At 70.4% G+C, this 14,458-nt stretch carries 13 protein-coding genes and 2 pseudogenes; 6 read left to right on the top strand and 9 right to left on the bottom strand.

Translation table 11 applies throughout. The features are described from left to right. Positions 1 to 267 precede the first annotated feature (267 nt). The 4 genes from solA to AC0T5L_RS02490 all read left to right on the top strand — a co-directional run bounded on the left by solA (position 268) and on the right by AC0T5L_RS02490 (position 3,399). Positions 268 to 1,395 carry an N-methyl-L-tryptophan oxidase gene (gene solA, locus AC0T5L_RS02505; protein ID WP_476163691.1) on the top strand — a complete coding sequence of 376 codons (1,128 nt, stop codon included), beginning with the start codon at positions 268 to 270 and terminating at the stop codon, positions 1,393 to 1,395. A gap of 122 nt (positions 1,396 to 1,517) precedes the next feature. After that, complete coding sequence (locus AC0T5L_RS02500; protein WP_476163676.1) at positions 1,518 to 2,324, top strand: SDR family oxidoreductase; 807 nt, start codon at positions 1,518 to 1,520, stop codon at positions 2,322 to 2,324. Between the two features lie 156 nt (positions 2,325 to 2,480). Further along, on the top strand, positions 2,481 to 2,921 hold the full coding sequence (locus AC0T5L_RS02495) for a VOC family protein (RefSeq protein WP_476163675.1): 441 nt from the start codon (positions 2,481 to 2,483) through the stop codon (positions 2,919 to 2,921). 115 nt (positions 2,922 to 3,036) lie between these two features. Beyond that, complete coding sequence (locus AC0T5L_RS02490) at positions 3,037 to 3,399, top strand: antibiotic biosynthesis monooxygenase family protein (protein ID WP_476163674.1); 363 nt, start codon at positions 3,037 to 3,039, stop codon at positions 3,397 to 3,399. 39 nt (positions 3,400 to 3,438) lie between these two features. Here the strand turns inward: AC0T5L_RS02490 and AC0T5L_RS02485 are convergent, their stop codons facing one another. After that, positions 3,439 to 4,212 carry a class I SAM-dependent methyltransferase gene (locus tag AC0T5L_RS02485; protein ID WP_476163673.1) on the bottom strand — a complete coding sequence of 258 codons (774 nt, stop codon included), beginning with the start codon at positions 4,210 to 4,212 and terminating at the stop codon, positions 3,439 to 3,441. A gap of 72 nt (positions 4,213 to 4,284) precedes the next feature. Between AC0T5L_RS02485 and AC0T5L_RS02480 the strand changes: the two genes are divergently transcribed. Then, positions 4,285 to 5,598, top strand: a complete 1,314-nt coding sequence (locus AC0T5L_RS02480; protein WP_476163672.1) for a benzoate/H(+) symporter BenE family transporter — start codon at positions 4,285 to 4,287, stop codon at positions 5,596 to 5,598. Positions 5,599 to 5,798: 200 nt separating this feature from the next. Then, positions 5,799 to 6,752, top strand: a complete 954-nt coding sequence (locus AC0T5L_RS02475) for a GNAT family N-acetyltransferase (RefSeq protein ID WP_476163671.1) — start codon at positions 5,799 to 5,801, stop codon at positions 6,750 to 6,752. 57 nt (positions 6,753 to 6,809) lie between these two features. Here the strand turns inward: AC0T5L_RS02475 and AC0T5L_RS02470 are convergent, their stop codons facing one another. The 8 genes and pseudogenes from AC0T5L_RS02470 to AC0T5L_RS02435 form a co-directional block, all read right to left on the bottom strand. After that, on the bottom strand, positions 6,810 to 7,466 hold the full coding sequence (locus tag AC0T5L_RS02470) for a TetR/AcrR family transcriptional regulator (RefSeq protein ID WP_476163670.1): 657 nt from the start codon (positions 7,464 to 7,466) through the stop codon (positions 6,810 to 6,812). Positions 7,467 to 7,550: 84 nt separating this feature from the next. After that, complete coding sequence (locus AC0T5L_RS02465; RefSeq protein ID WP_476163669.1) at positions 7,551 to 8,111, bottom strand: DUF7134 domain-containing protein; 561 nt, start codon at positions 8,109 to 8,111, stop codon at positions 7,551 to 7,553. Between the two features lie 198 nt (positions 8,112 to 8,309). Then, a pseudogene (locus AC0T5L_RS02460) lies at positions 8,310 to 8,639 on the bottom strand (nucleotidyltransferase domain-containing protein); the annotation flags it as partial. Positions 8,640 to 8,706: 67 nt separating this feature from the next. After that, a complete protein-coding gene (gene tnpB, locus AC0T5L_RS02455; RefSeq protein ID WP_476163668.1) occupies positions 8,707 to 10,188 on the bottom strand; it encodes an IS607 family element RNA-guided endonuclease TnpB in 1,482 nt (493 codons plus the stop codon). After that, positions 10,185 to 10,757, bottom strand: a complete 573-nt coding sequence (locus AC0T5L_RS02450) for an IS607 family transposase (RefSeq protein WP_476163667.1) — start codon at positions 10,755 to 10,757, stop codon at positions 10,185 to 10,187. Before AC0T5L_RS02450 ends, tnpB begins: the two co-directional genes overlap by 4 nt. A gap of 59 nt (positions 10,758 to 10,816) precedes the next feature. Continuing rightward, positions 10,817 to 11,242 (bottom strand): annotated as a pseudogene (locus tag AC0T5L_RS02445) (nucleotidyltransferase domain-containing protein); the annotation flags it as partial. A gap of 97 nt (positions 11,243 to 11,339) precedes the next feature. Further along, positions 11,340 to 13,013: a BCCT family transporter gene (locus AC0T5L_RS02440; RefSeq protein WP_476163666.1), complete on the bottom strand. Its 1,674-nt coding sequence runs from the start codon at positions 13,011 to 13,013 to the stop codon at positions 11,340 to 11,342. Between the two features lie 370 nt (positions 13,014 to 13,383). Further along, the gene (locus AC0T5L_RS02435; protein ID WP_476163665.1) at positions 13,384 to 14,265 is read right to left on the bottom strand and encodes an alpha/beta fold hydrolase; all 882 of its coding nucleotides are present in this window, start codon (positions 14,263 to 14,265) and stop codon (positions 13,384 to 13,386) included. Positions 14,266 to 14,458 lie beyond the last annotated feature (193 nt).

Genomic DNA, 14,458 nt, shown 5'->3' with positions numbered 1-14,458 from the left:
CTCCGGTGTCGGGGCACTGGTTCTCCGAGCAGTTCCAGGAGCTCCTGGCCAACGCCCACCCACCCATCCAGTAACCCACCCCCCAGTTCTCGGTCCTCCTTCCGAGACAGGGCGTCCGTCCACCCCTGAGGTGGGCGGGCGCCCGCCATGCGCGTGGCCTGCGATCATGGCCCCGGGACCCGGCGCGAGGGACCAGAGCACGACCGTGGGGAGAAGCGCGTGGCGGAACAGGTGGAGACCGACACCGTCGTGGTCGGACTGGGCGCGATGGGGGCGCAGGCCCTGTGGCGCCTGACCCGGCGCGGCGTGGACGCGGTCGGAATCGAGCAGTTCGACCCCGGGCACGACCGCGGCTCCAGCCACGGCGAGTCCCGCATCATCCGCACCGCCTACATGGAGGGCGCCGGATACGTGCCACTGGTGCGGTCGGCCTGGCGCGCGTGGTCGGAGCTGGAGGAGGCATCCGGGACACGCCTGGTGGTCCGCACCGGCGCGCTGATGCTCGGCGCCCCGGGCAGCTCCGCCGTCACCGGGTCGGTCGCCGCCGCCGAACACCACGGCCTCGCCTACCGGCTGCTCTCCCGCGACCAGCTCACCGAGCGCTTCCCCCAGCAAGCGGTGGGCCCGGACGAGGTGGGGGTCTTCGAGGAGGAGGCCGGTGTGGTCCTGCCCGAGGCGGCGATCCGGGCGGCCGTGCGCCTCGGACAGGAGGCCGGCGCGCGGGTGCTCACCGGGGTCGGGGCGTCCCGGATCGTGCCGGACTCGGACCGTCCCCGTGTGGTGATGGCCGACGGCACCGAGATCCGGGCCCGCCGCGTGGTCGTCGCCGCCGGCTCCTGGCTGCCGCGGCTGGTGCCCGAGACCGCAGAGCTGGGCGGCGGCCTGCGGGTCGAACGCCGGGTGCTGGGCTGGTTCCGCACCGTGCGGGACCCGTCCCCCCACGCGCGCGGGCCGGTGTTCGCACGGGACGGGGCCGACTGCACGTGGTACGGCTTCCCCAGCATGGACGGCGGCAGGACCGTCAAGATCGGCGTGCACGCCGAGGCCCCCGGGAACAGGAGCGAAGGCGCGCAGTGGGGCGAACCGGTCGACCCCGACGCGGGGCCGCGGGCGCCCGACGCCGCCGACGCCAGGCGGCTCGGCGAGCTGGCCGCCGGGTTGCGCGGGGTCTCCGCGCTCCCCGAGCGCATGGTGTCGTGCATGTACACGATGACCCCGGACGAGCACTTCCTCATCGGGCACCGCCGGGACCTGCCCGGGCTGGTGCTGGCCGGGGGCTTCTCCGGACACGGCTACAAATTCGCCTCGGCCGTCGGCGTCGCCCTGGCGGACCTCGCCGAGTACGGGCGCACGGACCTGCCGATCGACATGTTCGACCCCCACCGGTGGGACTGACCGGGGCAGGCACCGGCGGAAGCTCCGGGGAGGGCGCCCCCGGCCGCGGGCGGCATGCGATCATCGCTCCACGCGCGGCACGAACGCGTCCCTTTCCTGCCCCTCCTCCCGGAAGGACCACCTTGAACAGCCCCACCGCCCAGCGGACCGCACTAGTCACGGGCGCTTCGTCCGGGATCGGCGCGGCCGTGGCCGCCGAACTCGTCCGGCGCGGCTACCGCGTGTACGGGACCAGCCGCAAGCCGGAGTCCGTGGCCGCCCCGGTCCCCGGTGTGGAGTACCTGCCCCTGGACCTGACCGACGGAGCGTCCGTGGAGGCGTGCGCCACCGCCGCCGGTGACGTGGACGTACTGGTCAACAATGCCGGTGAGAGCCAGAGCGGGCCGTTCGAGGAGCTGCCCGCGGACGCGGTGGAGCGGCTGTTCCGGGTCAACGTGTTCAGCGCGGTGCGGCTGACCCAGCTGCTGCTACCGGGGATGCGCGCCCGCCGGTACGGGCGGGTGGTGATGGTGGGGTCGATGCTGGCGAGCTTCCCGCTGGCCTACCGGTCCTCGTACGTGGCGTCCAAGGCGGCGCTCAAGGGGTTCGCGAACGCGCTGCGCCGCGAGGTGTCCCCGTACGGGGTGGGGGTGGCCACGGTGGAGCCCGGATCGATCAACACCGGAATCAGCGAGCGGCGCACCCAGTACCTGCGGGAGGGTTCACCGTTCACGGCCGAGTACCGCACCATGCTCGACGCGCTCAACGCCAACGAGGCCGGAGGGATCTCGGCGGAGACGGTGGCACGGACGGTCGTGCGTGCGGTCGAGGCCGAGCCGCCCCGGCCGTTCTACGCGGTGGGCAGCAACGCCCCGGTGGTGTTCGCGTTGCGGCGGCTGTTCCCGCGCTCTGCCATCCTGAGGCTGGTCGCCCGCAGGCACGGGCTGTAGGCACCGGAAGGCGGCGCGCGACCGGAGTCGGCGGAGGCCGCGACGGAACCCGGATCCACCGTGTACGCACCGGTGGCCCACGGCGGGGTTCCCTGGGGAAGGCATCGGTCTCCGGAAGGATGTGGGACGTTGGGAGCCGACCCTTGGGAGACCACCGTGAAGCAGCAAGTCCACTTCATCACGCTCGCGACGACCGATCTGGACGCGGCCCGAGAGTTCTACCGGGACGGCCTCGGTTGGGAGCCGCTCATGGACGTTCCGGGGGAGATCATCTTCTTCCAGACCGCCCCGGGGCTGGTCCTGGGCCTGTTCGACGCGGTGAAGTTCGACCGCGACCTGGGCAGCGCCGACGGGGCGGCCGGTGCGACCGGGGCGTCGGGGGTGACCCTGTCGCACAACGTCGACGGCCCCGAGGAGGTCGAGTGGACCGTCGACGCGATGGCCAAGGCGGGTGCGAGGGTGCTCAAGGCCCCGCGGCAGGGCGAGTTCGGCGGAATCTTCCACGCCCACGTCCAGGACCCGAACGGGGTGGTGTGGGAGATCGCGCACAATCCCGGATGGCACGTGGATGAAACCGGAAGGGTGGTCCTCGGCTGACTTCCCGTCCCTGGCGCGGCGCGCGGGACGGAAGGCCCGGGGCGGCGGGAGCGTTCGCGCCGGCTGCCCTAGGTTGGGCGGTGGGAACCGAAGACAACGGAAAGGGGTGCCGCACGTGAGCAGCATCGTCAAGTTCAACGTCCTGACCGTCCCCGAGGGCGCCGGGGCCACGCTGGAGGAGCGCTTCGCCAAGCGGGCCGGGCTCGTGGAGGGACAGCCCGGGTTCGAGGAGTTCCAGCTGCTGCGTCCGGTGGAGGGGACCGACAAGTACCTGGTGTACACCCGGTGGCGGTCCGAGGAGGACTTCCAGAACTGGGTGAACGGCCAGGCGTTCCAGCGGGGGCACGCCCAGGCCGCCTCGGACTCCCAGAAGGAGGGCGCGCGGACCGGTCACGGCCACGGACAGGGCGGCCCGGCTGCCACCGGCAGTGAGATCTGGGGCTTCGAGGTCGTCCAGCGGGTCTCCGCCGAGTCCTGACATCCGGTGCTCTCCCGCTCCGGGGAGCGGGAGAGCGGCTCAGCGGGGTTCGCGGGCCTCGATGAGGAAGCGGGTCGTGGTGGCCGTGAACGAGCCCTCGCACTCGATGTGCTCGTGCATGTCCCGGAGCCGGTCACGGTAGGCGTCCACGGTGAACCCGGGCACCATCCAGATCACCTTGCGCAGGAAGTACACCACGGCGCCCACGTCGAAGAACTCGGTACGCAGCCGTTCCAGGCGCAGGTCGACCACCTCCAGACCGGCGGCCCGCGCCCCCTCACGCGCCAGGTCCGGGTGCCGGGAGTCGCGGACCTCCTGCGGCTGCGGGCCCAGGAAGAACTCCACCACCTCGAAGACGCTCGCCGGGCCCACCTGCTGGGACAGATAGGTGCCGCCCGGCGCCAGGCCCCGGGAGACCTCCTCCCACCGCACCGTCACCGGATGACGGGAGACCACGAGGTCGAAGGCCCCGTCCGCGAAGGGCAGCGGCGGCTCGTCCCCGTCGGCCACCACCGCCACGCCCAGCGGGTGGAGCAGCCGGGCGGCCCTGACGACGTTGGGCGCCCACGACTCCGTGGCCACCGTCAGGCGCGGGCGCTCGGGGATCCCCGTCCCCGCCCCGGTCTGGATGTCGAGCGCGGCACCCGCACGGACCATACGCCCTGCCATGGTGCGCTTGTAGCCCCAGGAGGGGCGCTGCTCCGTGGCCCGGTCGTGCAACCAGGAGAAGTCCCACCTCTGTGTGGGGGCGGCGTCGGCCTCGGCCACGAGTTCGTCGAAGGAACATCCCCTGAGGGAATCCTCGCCGGTCACGAAGGCCGGGGTCCAGAGAGTTTCCGCCCCGGGTGACGGGGACGGCACGGCGACGCGCGAGAATGGCACACCATGAGAACGCTTGTCCGTTATGTCGGCCTCGTGGCCCCAGCTCCCTCCGTCGCCGCCGGCCTGATCGCCGTCCTGGTCGGGGTCACCAGTTCGGCGGCGATCGTGTTCACCGCCGCCGAGGCGGCCGGAGCCTCCTCCGGGCAGATCGCCTCGTGGATGCTGGCCCTGGGCGTGGGCATGGCCGTGACCTGTGTGGGCCTGTCCCTGCGCTATCGGGCGCCGGTGGTGACCGCGTGGTCCACACCGGGCGCCGCGCTGCTGGCGGTGGGCCTGGACGGCGTCACGATGGCGCAGGCCGTGGGGGCGTTCCTGTTCTCCGCGGCGCTGATCACGCTGAGCGGAGTCACCGGGTGGTTCGAGAGGGTCATGGACCACGTGCCGGTGCCGCTCGCGGCGGGGCTGCTGGCCGGTGTGCTGCTCCAGTTCGGGGTGGGCCTGTTCACGAGCATGGAGGACGACTTCGCGGTCGTGTTCTCCATGTTCGCGGTGTACCTGCTGTGTCGCCGGTGGCTGCCGCGCTACGCGGTCATCCTGTCTCTGGTCGCGGGCGGCGGCGCCGCGGCGGTGGAGGGGACGCTGGACCTGGGCGGGGTGGCCCCTGAACTGGCCAGGCCGGTGTTCGTGGCGCCCGAGTTCTCCTGGCAGGTACTGGTGAGTGTGGGGGTGCCGCTGTTCGTGGTGACCATGGCCTCGCAGAACCTGCCGGGGGTGGCGGTGCTGCGGGGCGACGGCTACCAGGTGCCGATCTCTCCGGTGATCGGGTGGACCGGAGCTACCAACCTGGTGCTGGCCCCGTTCGGGTGCTACGGAATGAACCTGGCCGCGATCACCGCCGCCATCTGCACCGGGCCGCAGGCGCACCCGGACCGGAAGCGCCGCTACCTGGCGGGGGTGTGGGCGGGTGTCTTCTACCTGTGCGTGGGGATCTTCGGCGCGACCGTGGCGTCCCTTCTGGCCGCGCTGCCGCCACCGCTGATCCTGGGCATCGCCGGGCTGGGACTGCTCGGCACCATCGGGGGGTCGCTGGCCTCGGCGCTGGGGGACGAGCACTCCCGGGAGGCCGCTGTGGTGACCTTCCTGGCCACGGCCTCGGGGTTCACCCTGTTGGGGGTGGGATCGGCCTTCTGGGGCCTGCTCGCGGGAACGCTGACGCTGGCGGTGACGCGCTCCTGGCACCGGTCACGGAACGGCCGAAGCGCTGACGGGAGCGGGGACGACGGAACCGGGGAAGGCTCCCGGCAGGGCGCCCGGGACGGCTCCCGGTCCCGGAAGGCCGAAGCGGAGGAGGACGCCACCGCTCCGGAGCACACCTGAGAGGAGCCGCGGAAAAGGGCTTGCGCCGTCGGCCCGGACACCGCTACAAATGGCTGTGCCCCAGCCACAGCGGTACCGGGGCAGCGACGACGAAAGGAGGCTGAGCCGTGTTCACCGCAATCACCGCGCTCGTGTCCTCCCGGGGAACCCGCGACAGCTGACCCCCGGATCGGGCGGGCGCACACACCGAAGGTGTCGCCTTGACCGTCAACACGTTTGACCCGACCATCCGTCCGATCACCGGATCGGAGGAGCTGGACCTGTTCAACCGGCTCCCCTACCCCCAGAACCCCGAGATCGCCGGCGACCTCGCCGAGGGCCGCCGTCGACCCTCGTGGATGTGGGTCACCATGGACGGCGACCGCCTCCTGGCCCGCCTGTCCTGGTGGTGCCGCAACAGCGATGTCGCTCCCCTCCTGCTGGACGTCCTCGACGTGGACGACACGGCTGACGACTTCGACCACGTGGGGGTCGCCGAGCACCTGCTGCGCACCGCCTCCGCGGCGACCCTTCCCGAGGGAGGGACTCCGCCCGAGTACCTGCGCTTCGTCCCGTCGGACTGGCAGCAGGTCCCCCGGGAGCGGCGCGCCGTGGAGGAGCGCATGGCCGCCGTCGAGCGCAACGGCGGATCACTGCTCGTGGAGCGGCTGCGCTTCGAGTGGACTCCCGACGGCACGGCCCCCCGGCCGGGCGACCGCCTCCGGTTCCGGCCGATCCGGGACGAGGCGGAGATCCTCGGCCTGATGGCCCGGGCGCTGGAGGGGACCCTGGACGCCCACGACCGCGCCGAACTCGAACACAGGACGGCGGAGCAGGTGGCCGCCGAGAACTACGCCGACGAGTTCGAGCAGTACACGACGCCCCGCGAGTGGTGGCGAATCGCGACGCTGCCGAACGGTGAGCCGGTCGGGTTCGTGCTGCCCGCGCGCAACGACTACCACGCGATGATCGGCTACATCGCGGTGCTCCCCGAGTACCGGGGACACGGGTACATCGACGACGTCCTCGCCGAGGGCACCCGTGTCCTGGCCGGGGAGGGGGTCGATCGCGTCCGCGCCGCCACCGACAAGGGCAACGCACCGATGGCGCGGGCCTTCCAGCGCGCGGGCTACGCCACGCTCAGCGGAGTCGTCAGCATGGACTGGAAGAGGTAGCCCACCGGACACGCGGGGGCCGGGGATCGGCGCGGGCCCCGCCCCGGCCCCGGCTCCTCAGGTGCGGACGTCTTCGCCGTCCTGCCGGGTCCCGGCGACCCCGGTGGCCTTCACCAGGTCGGCGGCGAACCGCTCCAGGGGCGGAAGGCCCTCGGCGCCCTCGTGGAACGCTTCCAGGAAACCGCGCTGGAAGCACGCTCCCACCAGCAGTGCCGCCACGGCGTCGGGATCGGCGTCGGCGGGAACACGGCCGCGCTCCTGTTCCGCCGTCAGGTAGGCGGCGAATCCCCGGTTGACGTTGTGGGGTCCCGCGCCGTGGCGCTCCATCCCCTCTCGGTGGCGGCGCAGCAGGTCCGGCTCGCCGAACAGGGAACCGAGCATGGGAACGCCGTGCCGGAAGAACGGGACGGCCCTGACGACCAGCTCGGCCAGGTTGTCGCCCACGCTGCCCTGCCCCGCCCGTTCGGTCATCGCCGCGAGGTCCTCGACGAAGGGCGGGAAGCGGTGCCTGATGACCGTGAGGATCAGCTCGGACTTGTCGGTGAAGTGCTTGTAGAGGGTGGCCTCGGAGTAGCCGGAGGCACGTGCGATCTCCCTCGTGGTGGTACGGGCCATACCGAGCCGCCGCATGACCTCGGAGGCGGTGTCCAGGATGTGCTGCCGGGTCCGCTCCGCGGTGGACCGCGGTCGACGCTTCCCTGGTTCGCCGTTCATCGGGGCCGCTCCTCGCTCCGGTCACTCGTGCTCGCCTGACCGCGCCACAGTACTGGTTGCGCGGGGCCCGCCGGTGCCGGACGGTCAGGCCGGGCCGCCCGCGGACACGCCGCGGCCAGCGAGCAGACGGTGGCAGTGGACCAGCTCGCCGATGAGGAACGGCCCCGCGAAGAACACCGCCGTCACGCTGCCGAAGGCCACCCAGGCCAGAAGCGCCGTTCCGGGATCGGTGACGGCCGACGTCCGGGCGTGTACCCACAGCAGGGACGCGGTGAGCGCCGCGGCGCCCGCGAGGGCGGCCCGGGCCCGGGCACGGCCCAGGGCGGCGACGGTGTAGAGGGCGACCATGGGCGCGAGGAAGAGGCCGAGTTCGTAGTCGCGCAGCAGGAAGACGGCGTAGGCGGTGGTGGCGACGGCCAGGGACCGCACGGGGTGGCTGCGGCGCCAGTAGAGCGCGCCGCAGCCGACGACCACGGCGGCGAAGGCGATCGCGTCCGCGGGGCGTGTGGTGGTCCAGCCGTCGACGGGGGCGAAGGGGTCGCCGTCGACGGTGGCGTAGGTGGCGGCCAGTTCGACGAGGAGCACGAGGGCCGCGACCAGCGTGTCCGCGGCCGGGGGACGTGCGAGGCGATCGGATGTCACCATGGGGGCCTCCGTTAGTAAGTGGGCGCTTACTAACCTAAAGGCCGCGGACAGCTCCCGCAAGGGCCGGTCGGCTCCGCCGACACTGGCTGACGGGCGCGCGGCGGTCACCGCGAAGATCCGGGGGACCGTGCCGACCGATCGGGCGGCACCGCTCCGGAGGGTGTCTCCCGCCTGGGCCCGCTGGACGCGTGCGGCGCCTCAGACGCCGGCGAGGACGCGTCCGGCCTCGGCCACCGCGGCGGTCAGGTCCCGGGGGTCCGCGGTCATACCCGCGATCACGAGGTCGATCTCCTCCAGACCCGCCTGGGACAGGAGGGTCTTGTCGTTGGTGACCCACACGCCGCGCTCGGCCAGGACCGCGTGCGCCGCCTGCGAGGCGGCCTGGGCGATGAGACCCGCGGTCTGGGCGACACGGCCGCGGGGAGCGTGGTTGTGTTCGGCGTAGGACAGGGTCGCCGCGGCCAGGCCCCGCCACACCGGGGGCGCGCTCTCGCGCAGCACCTCCGGGTAGTCGGGACGGGGCAGCTCCCGTTGCTGATTCCGTAGTCGGATATCAGCATTCCGGACGTTTCCACCCGGAAGGTCCGTCACAGTGTCACCACAACGAGAGCTGAGTGTCTTGAGGACGGTGCTTCGCTTCCTTCCGCTTGCGCGGTTTTGCGCCAGCCGCCCCACCGGCACGGCCGAGGCCGTTCCGGGTACGGGTCTTACGCTCGGCTCCACGAGCCTTCAGGTCTTGCGACCCCGGGTCTCCGGCCACTCCGGTACCCGTACTACTGGCCGCCAAAGCGGCGAGGTTGAGCGCGGCGTTGTGATCCCGGTCCAACACGAGATCGCATTCGTCGCAGTCGAACACCCGGACGTGCAGGGGCAACTTGGATTTCGTCGCCCCGCACCCCGAGCAGGTCTTCGAGGAGGCGAACCACCGGTCAGCAACCAGTAGACGGCCTCCCAACCAGGAAGTCTTGTAGGTGAGCTGTCGGCGGATCTCGCCGAAGGAGGCGTCGGCGACACGTCGGGACAGCCGCTGGTTCCTTCCCATGCCGGACACGTTGAGGTCCTCGACGACCACCGTCCCGTACCCGGTGGCGAGTTCGGTGGTGAGCTTGTGGATCGCGTCGGCACGCAGGTTCGCCACCCGGTGGTGGACCTTGGCCACCTTCTTCTTCGCCTTGGCCCACCGGTTGGACGCCTCACGGCGGATCGTCTTGCCCGCCGACGGGTCGTGGACGGTGGGGCCTTGGCGGCGGGCGAGGACCCGGTTGGCGCGGCGCAGCTTCTTCTGCGCCTGGTCGAGGTGGCGGGGGTTGGCGACCTGACGCATCTGCCCGTCGGAGTCCGCCGTCACCGCGAGGGTCTTGATGCCCAGGTCCACCCCGACGGCCGCGTCCAGCCTCTTCGGCTGTCCGGTAGCGCGTTTGACCTCGCACTGCAAGGACACCTGCCACCGTCCCCGCCGACGCGACACGGTCGCCGACAGGATCCGCGCCGTGCCGTCCGCCAACCTGCGCTGGAGTTTGCGGGTGTTCTCGTGCGTGCGGATCGTCCCCACCCGGGGCAGGGTGATGTGGCGCCGGTCGTCCTCCACACGGATCGTGCCGGTCGTGAACCGGCACGACGGCGTATGGGTGCGTTTGGCCTTGAAGCGGGGGAACCCCATCCTCGGCCCCTTGCGGGCACCCTTCTTGGAATCGGAGAAGTTCTTCAACGCGGTCGCGGCTGCGGTCAGACCGGTGTTGTACGCCTCCTTGGAGCACCCGCCCCACCACGGCGCCACCGTGTCCTTGGCCTGGTTCCACTCCTTACGCAGGGAGTACATCGACCAGTTCACCGACGGCGTCAGGTCGGTTTCGGCGATGCCGTAGGAGCGTTCAGCCGACCGCTGGTCCAGGTTCGCCTTCACACAGGCGATGGCCCAGTTGAACGCCTTACGAGCCGCACCACAGTGTTGGGACACCGCCCGTTCGGTGGTGGAGTTCGGGTCGAGCGCGAACACGTAGGCCTGCACCACACGGCCCGGCTCAGGCTCGAATTTCGGACGCTTCCCCTTCTTCTCAGCCTTCTTGGTATCGATCACGCGGTGCCGCCCGACTCGGCAGCGGCCATCGCGGCAGCCGCTCGGCGCTTGGCGGACCGGCGCCCGTACAACCGCGCGCACATCGAGGTGAGGACCTCGGTCATGTCCCGCACCAGATCGTCGGTGGTCTCCTCGGTGTTGAGGACCACCAGGCGCCGCCCCGACGCGGCCAGCGCAGATTCCAGGTGTTCGACACCGAACCGCGCGAGCCGGTCACGGTGCTCGACCACGATGACCTTCGCGGTCGGGTCGGCCAACAGCCGATGGAGCTTCCTGCGCCGCCCGTTCAACCCGGACCCGATCTCAGTGACGGCCTCGGCCACCGGCAGACCCTGGGCGGTGGCCCCTTGCACGACCCGGGACACCTGCCGGTCCAGATCGGCCTTCTGGTCAGCCGAGGACACGCGGCAGTACACCACAGCGCGGCCCTCGGCGGGTGCGGGATCGTTCACGATCCACGTCCCCGAGGGCGCCTGGTGGACGGGCACGGGCATGCGCCCGCTCTTCACCCACCGCCATGCGGTCTGATAGCTCACGCCCTGTTGGCGCGCCCACTCCGAAAGCTTCACAGGATCATTGTACGACCATAGAAGACTATGTTTGACTATGAAACCTGAAACAGATGCAACCCCACGAGGAGCCGTCCGAGGGCGAGTTCGGCGATGACGAGGTAGGTGGGGACGCCGGCCAGGTGGAACATGAGCGGCTCCAGCCGGAAGCGCCCCCGTTCGGCCTCGGCGAGCTCGTGCTCGACCACGTCGAGGTCCCGGTAGTGCACGTCCACTGACCGGCCGTCGATGCGGAGCCAGGCACCGCCGTTGAAAACGCCCCCTCCCCAGCCGCCGACCTCCGACACCTCTCCCTCCCACCCGGTGTCCCGCAGGTGCTGCGGGTCGAAGCCGCCCCTGTAGTAGACCGCCAGGTCCCAGTCGCTGTCGGGTCGGTGGGCCCCCTGGGCCCGGGAACCGCCGAGCATGACGGCTTCCACCGCCGGGAGGGCGGCGAGGCGGTCGGCGGTGGACACCAGGAAGTGCGCTTCGTCGGAGGTGGACATGGGGTCCATCTCATGACGGAACCCCCTCCCCGGCACGCCACGGGACCGGAGGGACCGCCGGAGCCGTCGGCCGCCTAGGGACCGGGCGGCCCTCCGGTCAGCCCTCCCGGGACGAGCCGTTGCCGTTGCCCCCGTTGCGTCCTCCGGCACGGCTTCCGACGTCACCGCCTCCCTGCTTGTTGCGCCGCTTGAGCCTGCGCGCCCTGGAGGTGAGCGGCGCGTTGCGCTCGCGTTGGAGACCCGAACCCTCCGCGAACTCGGCCTTGAGGGAGCGCACGAGTCCCGCCATCATGAAGAAGCCGATCACGAAGAACGGTAGGCCGAACACGATGATCGTCTGTTGCAGGGCGTCCAGGCCGCCCACACCTGATGCGGTGAGCACCGTCGCGGCCACGACACCCTCGGTGATCCCCCAGAACACCCGCTGCCGGGTCGGAGTGCCCACGGTGCCGGAGCAGAGCATGTCCACCACGAGGGAGGCCGAGTCCGAGGAGGTGGTGAAGAAGATGATGACGATGAGGATGCTCACCGCCGACAGGAGCCCCGCCAGCGGGTAGTGCTCCAGGAACGCGAAGAGTGCGCCGGGGATGTCCTCGTCGACGACCACCTCCTCGACCAGCCTGCCGCCCTGGTTCATCTCGATGTCGAAGGACGACAGCCCGAACACGCCGAACCACACGACGCTGAAGGCGGTGGGCAGGGCCAGCACGCCGAGCACGAACTCGCGAATGGTGCGGCCCTTGGAGATACGCGCGATGAAGATGCCGACGAACGGCGACCAGGTGATGGTCCACGCCCAGTAGAAGACCGTCCAGGTCCCCTGCCAGCCGGTGTCGCCGAAGGTGTCGTTCCAGAACGAGAGCGGGATCAACCACTCCAGGTACACGCCCGTGGTCTCGATGACGCCTTTGGCCAGGTAGAGCGAGGAGCCCGCCAGGAAGACGAAGATCAGCAGGCCCACGGCCATGACGATGTTGATCGTGGACAGCCACTTAATGCCGACGTCCAGGCCGGTGGCCACGGAGATCACGGCGATGGTCGTGACGGTCGCGATGAGGATCAGCTGGGTGAGCCGGCTCTCCTCCAGACCGAACAGCGTGTTGAGGCCGCTGTTGATCTGCATGGTGCCGAGGCCGATGGTGACGGCGACTCCGAAGAGCGTGCCCAGAACCGCGAAGATGTCGATGACCCGCCCCAGCGGGCCGTTGATCCGCTCTCCGAGGAAAGGATGGAAGATCGAGCTGACCCGGAAGGGCAGGCCCTTGCGGTACACGAAGTAGGCGAAGGCCAGCGCGGGCAGGCAGAAGATCGTCCATGTGTGCAGGCCGAAGTGGTAGAGCGTGAAACCCATCGCCTCCTGGGCGGCGGCGACCGACTCCGGTTCGACGTTTTGCTGCGGCGGGTTGGCGAAGTGGCTGATCGGCTCCGCCACCCCCCAGAACATCAGGATGCTCCCGATCCCCGCGGCGAACAGCATGGAGAACCAGATGGCGTTGGGGTACTCGGGCCTGCTGTCCTGTTGGCCCAGGCGCACGTTCCCGTACCGGCTCAACGCGATCCAGATCAGGAAGATGAGGAAGGTGGTCACACCGAGGATGTAGAGCCATCCCAGATGGGTGAGGATCCAGTCCGACGTGGCGCCGAAGACTGCGTCCACCGTTCCGGTGAAGGCGATCGCGGACACCACGAAAAGGATGGTCAACGCGGCGGACCCGAAGAAGATTGCCGGGTTTGTGTCGATACCCAGCTTTTGTGCCAGCTTTTCGAACATGCCGACTGCTTTCTGGTGTTTCGGAGACGTCAGACGGGGGATAAAGGCCCATCGGCCCGCACCGGCCTCGGATAAGGATACGCCTCGGGGACGATGTTTCCCGTTTGCCCTTCCTTTTGAGGGGAGTCGGAACCGTCCTTACCCAGCACCATTAACGGCACACTGCAAGTTATTCAAAAAGCTATGCCAAAATCCACATAAGGGATGTTTTTCCGGGCTGCGCATACCGTGCGCCGTCCCGTGCCGTTCCCGGCACCGGGTTCCAGTCCGATTCGGAGCCGACAGAACACCGCCGCCGCCTCTTCCTCAGGCGGTGGCGGTCGGGCGTGTCGACGGCGGTCGTCCGCCTCCGGTACTCAGGCGCCGGTGCTCAGGAATCGAGCCCGCGCAGCAGTTCGCACACCTTCTCGGGCTGTTCGTACAGCGACAGGTGGCCCGCGCCCTCGATCGTGTGGACATCGGTGTCCAGGAACCGGCGGGCCGGTCCGTGCAGGCGCGCGGGAGAGAAGAACTGGTCGTGTGACCCGGTCGCGACGGCGACCGGGGTGTCAGCCCAGGCGCGGAAGTGCTCCGCCGGCAAAGGGCTGGGTGTGGAACCCGTACGGCAGTACCGGGCCACCAGGGTCAGCCACTCGGCCTCGGCACGGTGCTCGTCGCACGCGGTGGAGGGGCCGCTGAGAAACTCCACCAGCCGTCCGCTGGTGTGCTCGTTGGGGTGGACCATCCACGGCAGCATGGCGCGCATCGACTCCGAGCTGACACCGGCCGCGGTCAACCCGGCGGGGTTGAGCAGCAACATCCCGGCGACCAGCGGGGACGGGGTCGACGCGAGCGCGATGGCGGCGCCGCGGGAGTGGCCCAGTACGAGCACGGGGCGGTCGGTGATCTGCGGCATGAGTTCGTCGATCCAGGATCCGTAGGTCTCGGTCCTGGCGCCCCCGACCCGCTGACCACAGCTGAGTCCGGGCTGTCCGGGAGGGTCGACCAGCAGTACCGGTCGGTCCGCGGACAGCGCACGGGCGGCGGGCACCGTGGTGGCCGCGTTGAAGTTGGTACCCGACAGCACCAGTACAGGGGTGCCGGGGCCGCCCGCGGCACGGAAGACCTGTGTGTTCCCCAGGCGAGTCTCCACGGGAGGAAGGGGCCCGAGCTCGGGCCACTGGCTCAGGGCTTTGTGGCACCACGCGTGCACGGAGCGCTCGGCGTTCTCCGAGCGGTACACACGGGCTGCGCGAAGGGGCACGACGGTCATGGATCTGATTTCGCCTAGAGGAGAGCGGTGTCGCCGTCCTTGCTAGCCGACGCACCAAAGAGGAACTGTACGCCTCCGGTCGACGGCACGCCACCTGGAATGGCGGGTGTTTCCGACCTGAGACCCAGCGGATCCATACCCGTTGCGATGTGTCCCCTGTTGCGGACGTTCGCCCTGGTACAGGGGGGTTTTA

The sequence above is a fragment of the Nocardiopsis sp. TRM 82005 genome (assembly GCF_056312425.1).
This window is presented reverse-complemented; position numbering and strand designations above follow the sequence as displayed.

Coding starts and splice junctions, on each gene's coding strand:
- solA (WP_476163691.1), top strand. CDS start 268: ATGGGGGCGCAGGCCCTGTGGCGCCTGACCCGGCGCGGCGTGGACGCG.
- AC0T5L_RS02480 (WP_476163672.1), top strand. CDS start 4,285: ATGAGAACGCTTGTCCGTTATGTCGGCCTCGTGGCCCCAGCTCCCTCC.
- AC0T5L_RS02470 (WP_476163670.1), bottom strand. CDS start 7,466: ATGAACGGCGAACCAGGGAAGCGTCGACCGCGGTCCACCGCGGAGCGG.
- AC0T5L_RS02465 (WP_476163669.1), bottom strand. CDS start 8,111: ATGGTGACATCCGATCGCCTCGCACGTCCCCCGGCCGCGGACACGCTG.
- AC0T5L_RS02440 (WP_476163666.1), bottom strand. CDS start 13,013: ATGTTCGAAAAGCTGGCACAAAAGCTGGGTATCGACACAAACCCGGCA.
- AC0T5L_RS02435 (WP_476163665.1), bottom strand. CDS start 14,265: ATGACCGTCGTGCCCCTTCGCGCAGCCCGTGTGTACCGCTCGGAGAAC.